This window comes from Methylobacterium organophilum (assembly GCF_022179465.1).
Taxonomy (GTDB): domain Bacteria; phylum Pseudomonadota; class Alphaproteobacteria; order Rhizobiales; family Beijerinckiaceae; genus Methylobacterium; species Methylobacterium organophilum.
Map to the genome: position 1 here is coordinate 241,395 of NZ_BPQV01000009.1, position 10,165 is coordinate 251,559.

The following is a 10,165-nucleotide window of genomic DNA, read 5'->3' on the forward strand; positions in this document are numbered from 1 at the left end:
TCTTAAGCGGCGGTCAGAGCGCTTCCGCGCCCGAAATGATCTCGATGAGTTCCTTGGTGATCATGGCCTGACGCGTGCGGTTGTAGACCAGCGTCTGCTTCTTGATCATCTCGCCCGCGTTGCGGGTCGCGGAATCCATGGCGCTCATACGCGCGCCCTGCTCGGAGGCGGCGTTTTCCAGGAGCGCCCGGAAGACCTGAACGGTGAGATTCTTCGGCAGCAGCGTCTCGAGGATGGTCTCCTCGCTCGGCTCGAACTCCATCGCCGCGTCCGATCCGGCGGCATTCGCAGCCTCCACCTGCGGCAGCTCTGCCGGGATCAGCTTCTGCGCCGTCGGGATCTGCGAGATTACCGAGCGGAACTCGGAGTAGAACAGGGTCGCGACGTCGAACTCGCCAGCCTCGAAGCGGGCCAGGATGTCGTCGGCGATCTCGGCAGCGAAGGGGTAATCAACCGGCTTGTTGCCGCGGATGTCACGGGAGGCGACAATCTGGTCGCGGAACTGACGGCGCAGGATGTCGAGACCCTTCTTGCCCACCGTCATGATCTTGACGGTCTTGCCCTCGGCCATCAGCCGGTTGGCGTGGTCGCGGGCCAGACGCGCGATCGAGGAGTTGAAGGCGCCAGCGAGGCCACGGTCGCCGGTGCAAACCACGAGCAGGTGCACTTGGTCCTTGCCGGTGCCAGAGAGCAGGCGCGGAGCGCCGACGCCGCCGATCAGGTTGCCGGCGAGATTGCCGAGCACCTGCGCCATCTTCTCGGCGTAGGGACGCCCGTTCTCGGCGGCATTCTGGGCGCGCCGCAGCTTGGCGGCCGCGACCATCTGCATCGCCTTGGTGATCTTCTGCGTCGCCTTCACCGAGGTGATGCGGTTGCGCAGGTCCTTCAAGCTGGCCATCGGGGGCGTCCGGGTCCGTTCAAGAGAGCCTCTCCTCCCCCCTTGCGGAGAGGAGTCGGAGGTGAGGGTGGTTCAAGGCACGGCAGAGCTGCATCCGGCACCACCCCCACCCGAACCCCTCCCCGCCAGGGGGAGGGGACGGTGCCTTTAGTCGAACGACTTGGCGGTGCTCTCGACGACGGCCTTCAGCTTGTTGGCGCTCTCGTCGGAGAGATCCTTCGAGGTGGCGATCGTGTCGAGCAGGTCCTGGTGCTTCGAGCGCAGGGTGCCGAGGAGCTGGTCCTCGAAGGCGCGCACCTTGTTGACCGGGAGCTTGTCGAGGTAGCCGTTCACGCCAGCATAGATCACCGCGACCTGCTCCTCCATCTTCAGCGGCGAGAACTGCGGCTGCTTCAGGAGCTCGGTGAGGCGCGAGCCGCGGTTCAGCAGGCGCTGGGTCGAGGCGTCGAGATCGGAACCGAACTGAGCGAAGGCCGCCATCTCGCGGTACTGGGCCAGCTCGCCCTTGATCTTGCCGGCGACCTTTTTCATCGCCTTGGTCTGAGCCGACGAGCCGACGCGCGACACCGAGAGGCCGACATTCACCGCCGGGCGGATGCCCTGGTAGAACAGGTCGGTCTCAAGGAAGATCTGGCCGTCGGTGATCGAGATCACGTTGGTCGGGATATAGGCCGACACGTCGTTGGCCTGGGTCTCGATCACCGGCAGCGCAGTGAGCGAGCCCTTGCCGGCGGCGTCACCCATCTTGGCGGCGCGCTCAAGCAGGCGGCTGTGGAGGTAGAACACGTCGCCCGGGTAAGCCTCGCGACCCGGCGGGCGACGCAGCAGCAGGGACATCTGACGGTAGGCGACGGCCTGCTTGGAAAGGTCATCATACACGATCACGGCGTGCATGCCGTTATCGCGAAAATACTCGCCCATGGCGCAGCCGGAGAACGGCGCGATGAACTGCATCGGCGCAGCGTCGGAGGCGGTGGCGGCGATGACGATGGAGTATTCGAGGGCGCCCTGGTCCTCCAGCACCTTCACGAACTGGGCGACGGTGGAGCGCTTCTGGCCGATGGCGACGTAGACGCAGTAGAGCTTGGCGTTCTCGTCGGTGCCCGAATGGGCCGGCTTCTGGTTGAGGATGGTGTCGAGGGCGATGGCGGTCTTGCCGGTCTGGCGATCGCCGATGATCAGCTCGCGCTGGCCGCGGCCGACCGGGATCAGGGCGTCGATGGCCTTGAGGCCGGTCGACATCGGCTCGTGCACCGACTTGCGCGGAATGATGCCCGGGGCCTTCACGTCGACGCGGCGACGCTCGGTCGACTGGATCGGGCCCTTGCCGTCGATCGGGTTGCCGAGGCCGTCGACCACGCGGCCGAGCAGGCCCTTACCGACCGGCACGTCGACGATGGCGCCCGTGCGCTTGACGGTCTGGCCTTCCTTGATCTCGCGGTCGGAGCCGAAGATCACGACGCCGACATTGTCCTGCTCGAGGTTGAGGGCCATGCCGCGCACGCCCGACTCGAACTCGACCATCTCGCCGGCCTGTACGTTGTCGAGGCCGTAGACGCGGGCGATGCCGTCGCCAACCGCGAGCACCTGCCCTACCTCGGTGACCTCGGCCTCCTCGCCGAAGTTCTTGATCTGCTCTTTCAGGATCGCGGAGATCTCGGCGGCGCGGATGTCCATCGTCGGGCCTCTTTAAGGTCTTAGGCGGTCTGTTCGGGTGTCGGTCGGCTCACGCGAGGTCTTGAAGAACCTCAGCGGGCCTCCCGCATGGCAAGGCGAATGCTGTTGAGCTTGGTGCGAAGCGAGGCGTCGACCATGCGCGAGCCGATCTTCACGACGAGGCCGCCGATCAGGGACGGATCGACGTGAAGGTCGAGATCGACCTCGGCGCCGGCGACCTCGCGGAGCGCGGTCTTGATCTCCTCGATCAGCGCGTCGGACGGCTTCTCGGCGACGCGGATCTCGGCCCGCACCACGCCCTTAGACTCGCGCACCTTCTCGCGGAAGGCGCGGATCATGTCCGGCAGGGCGAACAGTCGGCGGTTCGAGGCGGAAAGCTTGATGAAGTTAGAGGCGAGTCCCGAGATGCCGGCCTTGGCCAGCACGGCGGTGACGGCGGCTGTCTGCTCCTCGGCGGAGAACGCCGGGCTCTTCACCAGGCGGCGAAGATCCGCGCTTTCCTTCAGAAGGGAATCGAAACGGTCGAGATCTGCGGCGACGGAATCGACCTGCCTCTCGTCCCGGGCGAGCTCGAAGAGCGCGAGCGCGTAACGGCCTGCCACGCCCGCAACCAGGGGACCTTCGGAACCGTTCTGCGCCACCCGTCGCTCTCTCTTATCCTTGTCCGCCGGTCTCGGCCCGGTGCGCGCCTGAAGGCGGCGGCTCGGAGAACCGTTGGAATTGGGAAAGCGCCGGGCCCGACGGGATCAAGCGACCCCCCCTCTCACGGCGCGGCTGTCGCCTAGCATGGGTTCGCGTCGCTGCGCAAGGCGACGTTTCTCCGGCGAATTCGCGGTTTTTTGCTGGCGAAAGGCGCCCACGCCAGGCGCAGCTGCTCCGTCCCTCCACGGGAGAATGCCCGCGCCGCGTGTGCTCCGATTGTGTCAGACCGGGTCCGCCTTTTCAGACGAAGTCCGCCAGCGCGTCTGGAAAGCTGCCGCCGCGCTTCAGCACCGCGACGGGGGCGGAGACCCGGCGGGCGATCGCGTCGGCGACCGTCTCGGGCGGGGTCGGCGCGCCCTCGCTCTCACTTACGATCACGGCCATCATCGCAATCCCGTGGAAGCGGAGCGTCTCGGCCGCGGTGAGCGCATGGCTGATCGCGCCGAGATAGGAGCCGGAGACGAGGAGCACCGGCAGGCCCAGCGCCTTCGCCCAGTCGAGCCCGGTGGCCTCGGGGGCGATTGGGCTCATCAGCCCACCCACTCCCTCGATGACGAGGTCGCCGCCCGATGTCGCGATCCGGTCGCGGCACCAAGCGACCAGGTCGCGCCAGTCGAGGGAGCGCCCTTCCCGCGCGGCGGCGAGATCCGGCGCCAGGGGTGCACGGAAGCGCCAGGGCGAGCAGGCATCCACAGCTTCCGGCGTCACCGCCTGGCCGAGGGCGGCCAGCAGCCGGGCGGTGTCGCTCTCGGCGAAGGCGGGATCATCAAGCGGCGGCACGCCGCTCGCCAGGGGCTTGAGGGCGGTCACCGCTCGCCTCCGCGCCCGCAGGAAGCGGACCAGGGCGGCAGTGACGTAGGTCTTGCCGATCTCGGTGCCAGCGCCCGCGACGAAGAGGGCGCTCATCGCGACTTCACTTTTCCACGAAGGCCTTTTCGATGACGAAATGGCCAGCCTCGCCGTGATTGCCCTCTTCGTAGCCGCCGGTCACCAGCAGCTCGCGAGTGTCCTTGATCATCTCGGGCGAGCCGCAGAGCATGAAGCGGTCGTTCTCGATCGACATGTTGGGCAGGCCGATATCCTCGAACAGCTTGCCCGACAGCATCAGGTCGGTGATCCGGCCCCGGTTGCGGAACGGCTCGCGCGTCACCGTCGGGTAATAGAGCAGCTGGCTCGAGATCACCTCGCCCAGGAACTCGTGGTTGGGCAGGGTCTGGGTGATCGTCTCGCCATAGGCGAGCTCCTGCACGTGCCGGCAGCCATGCACCAGCACCACCTTCTCGAAGCGCTCGTAGGTTTCCGGATCCTTGATGATCGACATGAACGGCGCCAGCCCCGTGCCGGTGCCGAGCAGGTAGAGGTTCTTACCCGGAAGCAGGTTGTCGAGCACCAGCGTGCCGGTCGGCTTCTTGCCGATCATGATCGGATCGCCGACCTTCAGATGCTGCAGCTTGCTCGTCAGCGGACCATTGGGCACCTTGATCGAGAAGAATTCCAACTCCTCCTCGTAATTGGCCGAGACCACCGAATAGGCCCGCAGAAGCGGACGCCCCTCCACCTCGATCCCGATCATCGTGAACTCCCCGTTGCGGAAACGGAACGAGGGGTCGCGCGTCGTGCGGAAGGAGAACAGCGTGTCGGTCCAGTGATGCACCGACAGAACCCGCTCCTCGTTGTACTTGCTCATCGTTCTAAAGAGCCCGGTTTACGGAAATGTTCAGGGTGCTCATCTCGCAAGTGCGGGAGCCCCGTCAAGCCAGCGACACCGCGCAGCCGGTCTGATGACAATGCATCGTTCCCCAACGGCAACGGTGCATCGAACGGGCGCCGCGGCCCCGCCGGGGCGCGGATTCAATCCTCGCTGCCGGCTGCTTGATTTCCTGAAATAATTCTATTTATAGTTTCATTTCAAAATCGCGATTCGTTCAGTAGTCAGGCGCCTGTCTTTCCCAATCGAAATCGGTCTGGGGGGCTGCAATGGCAATCGATTTGACGAAGCCGCTTTCATGGAAGAAAGCGAACGATCAAGAATTAGCGGCTCTCCAGAGCCTGCAGGGAAACATCTTGAAGGGACACGGCCGGAAATTCACCGGCAATATATTTTTCAAGCTTGATCCCAATCAATCTCTCGAAGCGCGGCGAATGCTTCGCGACCTCGCCAATTTCCATATCGTCAGCGCCTATCGGCAGTTGATCGACGCAGAGGCTTTCAAGAAAGCCGGCAAGAAGCACGATGGAGGCCGCGGCGGCGGCCCCTTCGTCCATGTGGCGCTGTCGGCGCAGGGCTACGAGGCGATCGGTAAGGGTGGAGTTCGCCCGTCCGACCCCGAATTCCTGCGTGGCATGGGCGATGACGGGAGCATCGACGAGCTCAAGGACCCGCCCCTTGCGCAATGGGAGCCGGAATTCCGCACCCGCAGCCACGGCCTGGCAATCGTCGGACACGAGACCGCGAGCGAGACGGCGCTGCTGATCGGACAGATCCGGGACCTGATCGAGGAGGCCGGCGGCACCGTGTTCGTCCAGCACGGCGCTGCCCTCTTCAACGCGGCCAACGAGGGCATCGAGCATTTCGGCTACGTCGATGGGCGCAGCCAGCCTCTGCTGCTGGTGGAGGACATCGCCGGGGAGCGGGAAACGGCCGGGACGAACCGCTGGGACCCCGCCTTCCCCATCGGGATCGCCCTGGTTCCCGATCCCGGCGTGCCGGGCGACGACACCGCCTTCGGCAGCTATCTCGTCTTCCGCAAGCTCGAGCAGCATGTCCGCGACTTCAAGACCCGCGAGCAGGTCATCGCCGACACGCTGAAGTTCAAGGGGGCGGACCAGCGCGAGCTGGCCGGCGCCCTCATCGTCGGGCGCTTCGAGGACGGCACACCGGTGACCCTGTCGAAGGAGGCCCGCGGCGCGAAGCCGCCCAACGATTTCGATTATACCGGAGATGACGGGGTCCGCTGTCCCTTCCACGCCCATATCCGCAAGACCAACCCACGCGGCGCCGCCGGGGACGAACAGGCAGAACGCACGCATCTGATGCCACGGCGGGGCATTCCCTACGAGGATGCGCAGCGGGAGGTGCATCCCTCCGAGTTGCCGGAGGCGGACAGCCTGCGGGAGTTCCGCGAGAAGGTGGCCGACAAGCTGCCGAAGAAGGGCGTCGGGCTGCTGTTCATGGCCTACAACGCGGAGATCGGCCGGCAATTCAAGTTCACGCAAGCGGCCTGGGCGAACAACCCCGGCTTCCCTCCGGGCCCGCCCCAACCGCACGGGATCGATCCGGTGATCGGCCAGGGGCCCCTCACGCCCGGGCAGCAGAAGCTCCCGAAGGTCTGGGACGACCCGGGCGCCGGCGTGGTCGGCAACGTCGATTTCGGCGGGTTCGTCCACATGAAGGGCGGCGAATACTTCTTCTCGCCGAGCCTGACCTTCTTGCGCAATCTCTGACGGCAAGGCCGGCCCCCGAAGCCGGCCTACCGGCCTCACAGCGGTTTCAGCCCCGCCTCGATCTCGGCGCGCCGCCCCTCTAGGAAGGGCGGCAGGGCGAGGCGCTCACCCAGGCTCTCCAGGGGTTCGTCGGCGGTGAAGCCGGGGCCGTCGGTGGCGATCTCGAACAGGATGCCGTTCGGCTCGCGGAAATAGAGGCTGCGGAAGTAGTAGCGGTCGACCGGGCCGCTCGACGGCACCCGATGGGCGCGCAGGTGCTCGGCCCAGGCATCGTAATCCGCGTCCGGGATGCGGAAGGCGAGATGGTGCACGCCGCCGGCGCCCTGGCCGGCGGGGGCGCCGCGATCCTCAAGCAGATGCAGCTCCGCGCTCGCGCCGCCCGGCCCCATGGCAAAGACCCGGACCTCGCCCTCCGGCAGCTCATAGGTTCGCTCGAAGCGCATGCCCATCAGCTCAGTGAGCACGATCTCCGTCCGATCCGACCGCGGCACGGTGAGGCGAATCGGGCCGAGCCCCCGGATCTGTCGCTCCACCGGCACCGGGCTCTCCGCCCAGGAATGGGCCTCCCCCGCCCCGCCGTCGTCGACGAGGCTGAAGCGCTGGCCCTCCGGATCCTCGAAATCGAGGGTCTGGCGCCCGTCGCGCGCGATCACGGGGTGATGGCTCACCCCCTGCCGGGCGAGATGCTCGCGCCACCAGTCAAGGCTGCCCTCCCCCGCCACGCGCAGGCCCGTGCGGCTGATGCTCGACGTGCCCCGGCGCTCTCGAGGAGCCGGCCAGTCAAAGAAGGTCAGGTCGCTGCCCGGCGAGGCGAGCCCGTCGGCATAGAACAGATGATAGGCCGAAACGTCGTCCTGGTTCACCGTCTTCTTGACGAGCCGGAGCCCCAGCACCCGCGTGTAGAAGGCGAAGTTGTCGGCGGCCTGAGCCGTGATCGCGGTGAGATGGTGGATGCCGGTGAGCTGCATCGGGCGCCTCGATAGGAACGGATCGCGCCCGGAAGATGGGGAGGCGCGGCGCGAAGCCCAAATGCGAATCCCGCGCCGCCCCGCGGCGGGGGACGGCGCTTGAAGGCCGTGAGGCTCAGGCGGCTAGGCCGCGCTTCCTCAGGAGCGGATCGATGCTCGGCAGGCGACCGCGGAAGGCGGTGTAGGCGTCCCGCGGATCGCGCAGGTTGCCGGCGCCATAGACGAAGTGGCGCAGGCGCGCCGCGGTCTCGGGATCGAAGATGTCGCCGGCCTCGCGGAAGGCGTCAAAGGCATCCGCGTCCAGCACCTCCGACCAGAGATAGCTGTAGTAGCCGGCAGCATAGCCGTCCCCGGAGAAGATATGCGCGAAATGCGGGCTGCGGTGCCGCATGGCGATCTCCGCTGGCATGGCGATGCGCTTGAGCGCATCCGCCTCGAAGGCAAGCACGTCGAGTCCCTCCTCTCCAGCCGAGGAGAGATGCAAAGTCATGTCGACGATGGCAGAAGCGGTGTATTCCACCGTAGCAAAGCCCTGGTTGAAAGTCCGCGCGGCGAGCAGGCGCTTCAGCAGGTCCTCCGGCATGGGCTCACCCGTGCGGTGATGGCGGGCATGGGCCCGCAGCACCTCCGGCTGCTCCAGCCAATGCTCGTAGAGCTGTGAGGGCAGCTCTACGAAATCGCCGGAAACGGCCGTGCCGGCCAACAGCGGATAGGTCACATCCGAGAGAAGCCCGTGCAGGGCGTGGCCAAATTCGTGGAAGAGCGTGCGGGCGTCGTCGAAGGAGAGCAGGGTCGCCTCGCCCTGCGGTGCGCGGGCGAAGTTCATCACGTTGACGATAATCGGCTTGATCTCGTCGGAAAGCCGCTCCTGCGTCCGGAAGGCGCTCATCCAGGCACCGCTACGCTTCGAGGGCCGCGCGAAATAATCGCCCAGGAACAGCCCGATCTCCGAGCCGTCGCGGTCGCGCACCAGCCAAGTGCGGACATCCGGATGGTAGCGCGGCGTGCCCGACAGTTCCTCGAAGCTCAGGCCGAAGAGCCGGTGCGCGGTGTCGAAGGATGCCGCGATCACGCCGTCGAGGGGCAGGTACGGCTTGATCTCCGTCTCGTCGAGGGAATGCTCGGCCTGACGCAGCTTCTCCGCATAGTGACGCCAGTCATGGGCCTGCAGGTCGAAATTCTGCCCCTCTGCCTGGATCAGTGCCTGGAGGCGTTCACGCTCGGAGAAGGCCCGCTGTAGGGCCGGCGTCCAGACATTGCGCAGGAGCTCCATGGCCGCATCGGGCGAGCCGGCCATGGTGTCATCGAGCTTGAGATGCGCAAAGCTGTCGAAGCCGAGAAGCCGGGCGCGCTCCGCCCGCAGCTTCACGATCTCGGCGATGATTACTTGGTTGTCGGTCTCACCACCACTCTCGCCACGGCGGATCCAGGCTTGGTAAGCGCGCTCGCGCAGGTCGCGTCGGGTAGAGAAGACTAGGAAGGGCTCGATCAAGGAGCGCGACAGGGTGATGACGTGGCGATGTGTGCCGCCGCGCTCGGCCGCAGCGGAGGCAGCAGCATCCCGCAGGAAGGGCGGCAGTCCGGCGAGTTCCTCCTCCCCGGCGAGCGGCAGCATGAAGCTGCTCTCGTCGGCGAGAAGGTTCTGCCCGAACCGGGTGCCGAGCTCGGCGAGCCGGGTCGCGATCTCGGCGATGCGAGCCTTGGTCTCAGGGTCGAGGTCGGCGCCGGAGCGCTTGAAGCGGATCCGGTAGCGCTCGAGCACTCGGCGCTCTTCCTCGCCGAGCGCCTCCGTTTCGGCGTCGATGGCCGAGATCCGCGCCCAGAGATCGGCGTTCAGGTAGATCGCGCTGGAATGGCGGGCGAGCCGGGGGGCGATCTGCCGCTCGGCGGCCTGGAGTTCCGGATTGGTGTGGCTGCCGGTCAGGTTGAAGAAGATTGCGGCGACGCGCCGGAGGTCCCGGCCCGAGCCTTCCATCACCGCGATGGTGTTGGCGAAGCTCGCGGGCTCCGGGTTGCTGGCGATCCGGTCGATCTCCGCCTTGTGGCCCGCGAGGGCGCGCTCGAAGGCGGGGATAAACTGGTCAGAGGCGATGCGCTCGAAGGGCGGCAATCCGTAGGGCGTCGTCCAGGCGGCTTCTTCGAAGGGGTTCGCAGCCACGGTCTCGGCAGTCATGCGGTCTTCCGGTTTCCTCGGGTCGTCCGAGGGCAAGGATAGGGATCGCCGGTCACGAGGGCAAACGAAGGGGCCCATTTCCGCGCGTCACAGCGCGGCGAGCCCCAATCCGAGGCCCCACCAAGCCCCCTCCCCTTCTCTGCCCTGCGGGGTTTTTCCAGTGTGCTGCGGGGACGGTTTTTGGGAGAGGGCCGTTTCTCTGGCCTTGAACGCAAGAAAGCCGCCTTGTGAGGGCGGCTGCTTTGTTTTGTGTTTTGTGTGTTTGTGTTTGGTTGCGGGGGCAGGATTTGAACCTGCGACCTT

At 66.4% G+C, this 10,165-nt stretch carries 9 protein-coding genes; 1 reads left to right on the forward strand and 8 read right to left on the reverse strand.

Translation table 11 applies throughout. The annotated features are described in order from the left end of the window. Positions 1 to 13: 13 nt before the first annotated feature. The 5 genes from MFF21_RS16260 to MFF21_RS16280 all read right to left on the reverse strand — a co-directional run bounded on the left by MFF21_RS16260 (position 14) and on the right by MFF21_RS16280 (position 4,964). Positions 14 to 898 (reverse strand): F0F1 ATP synthase subunit gamma, encoded by an 885-nt coding sequence (locus MFF21_RS16260; RefSeq protein ID WP_238312330.1) that lies wholly within the window; start codon positions 896 to 898, stop codon positions 14 to 16. A gap of 147 nt (positions 899 to 1,045) precedes the next feature. Next, positions 1,046 to 2,575 (reverse strand): F0F1 ATP synthase subunit alpha, encoded by a 1,530-nt coding sequence (gene atpA / locus MFF21_RS16265; RefSeq protein ID WP_238312331.1) that lies wholly within the window; start codon positions 2,573 to 2,575, stop codon positions 1,046 to 1,048. A gap of 71 nt (positions 2,576 to 2,646) precedes the next feature. Beyond that, positions 2,647 to 3,216 carry a F0F1 ATP synthase subunit delta gene (locus MFF21_RS16270; RefSeq protein WP_238312332.1) on the reverse strand — a complete coding sequence of 190 codons (570 nt, stop codon included), beginning with the start codon at positions 3,214 to 3,216 and terminating at the stop codon, positions 2,647 to 2,649. A gap of 301 nt (positions 3,217 to 3,517) precedes the next feature. Continuing rightward, positions 3,518 to 4,183, reverse strand: coding sequence for a dethiobiotin synthase (bioD, locus tag MFF21_RS16275; RefSeq protein ID WP_238312333.1), 666 nt, complete (start codon positions 4,181 to 4,183; stop codon positions 3,518 to 3,520). Positions 4,184 to 4,190: 7 nt separating this feature from the next. After that, positions 4,191 to 4,964, reverse strand: a complete 774-nt coding sequence (locus MFF21_RS16280; protein ID WP_238312334.1) for a ferredoxin--NADP reductase — start codon at positions 4,962 to 4,964, stop codon at positions 4,191 to 4,193. A gap of 290 nt (positions 4,965 to 5,254) precedes the next feature. On the opposite strand from MFF21_RS16280, the gene MFF21_RS16290 reads away from it, so the two are divergent. Beyond that, complete coding sequence (locus MFF21_RS16290) at positions 5,255 to 6,721, forward strand: Dyp-type peroxidase (RefSeq protein WP_373325035.1); 1,467 nt, start codon at positions 5,255 to 5,257, stop codon at positions 6,719 to 6,721. Between the two features lie 35 nt (positions 6,722 to 6,756). Here MFF21_RS16290 and MFF21_RS16295 read toward each other — a convergent pair whose 3' ends face one another. The 3 genes from MFF21_RS16295 to MFF21_RS16305 form a co-directional block, all read right to left on the reverse strand. Further along, positions 6,757 to 7,689, reverse strand: a complete 933-nt coding sequence (locus tag MFF21_RS16295) for a ring-cleaving dioxygenase (RefSeq protein ID WP_238312337.1) — start codon at positions 7,687 to 7,689, stop codon at positions 6,757 to 6,759. A gap of 115 nt (positions 7,690 to 7,804) precedes the next feature. Then, positions 7,805 to 9,862: a M3 family metallopeptidase gene (locus MFF21_RS16300; protein WP_238312338.1), complete on the reverse strand. Its 2,058-nt coding sequence runs from the start codon at positions 9,860 to 9,862 to the stop codon at positions 7,805 to 7,807. 87 nt (positions 9,863 to 9,949) lie between these two features. Then, positions 9,950 to 10,165 (reverse strand): hypothetical protein (locus tag MFF21_RS16305; protein ID WP_238312339.1); only part of this gene is annotated, 216 nt, incomplete at its 5' end.

What these genes read in the sequence shown, in the direction of transcription:
- MFF21_RS16260 (WP_238312330.1), bottom strand. Translation starts at nt 898, where the DNA reads ATGGCCAGCTTGAAGGACCTGCGCAACCGCATCACCTCGGTGAAGGCG.
- atpA (WP_238312331.1), bottom strand. Translation starts at nt 2,575, where the DNA reads ATGGACATCCGCGCCGCCGAGATCTCCGCGATCCTGAAAGAGCAGATC.
- bioD (WP_238312333.1), bottom strand. Translation starts at nt 4,183, where the DNA reads ATGAGCGCCCTCTTCGTCGCGGGCGCTGGCACCGAGATCGGCAAGACC.
- MFF21_RS16280 (WP_238312334.1), bottom strand. Translation starts at nt 4,964, where the DNA reads ATGAGCAAGTACAACGAGGAGCGGGTTCTGTCGGTGCATCACTGGACC.
- MFF21_RS16290 (WP_373325035.1), top strand. Translation starts at nt 5,255, where the DNA reads ATGGCAATCGATTTGACGAAGCCGCTTTCATGGAAGAAAGCGAACGAT.
- MFF21_RS16295 (WP_238312337.1), bottom strand. Translation starts at nt 7,689, where the DNA reads ATGCAGCTCACCGGCATCCACCATCTCACCGCGATCACGGCTCAGGCC.
- MFF21_RS16300 (WP_238312338.1), bottom strand. Translation starts at nt 9,862, where the DNA reads ATGACTGCCGAGACCGTGGCTGCGAACCCCTTCGAAGAAGCCGCCTGG.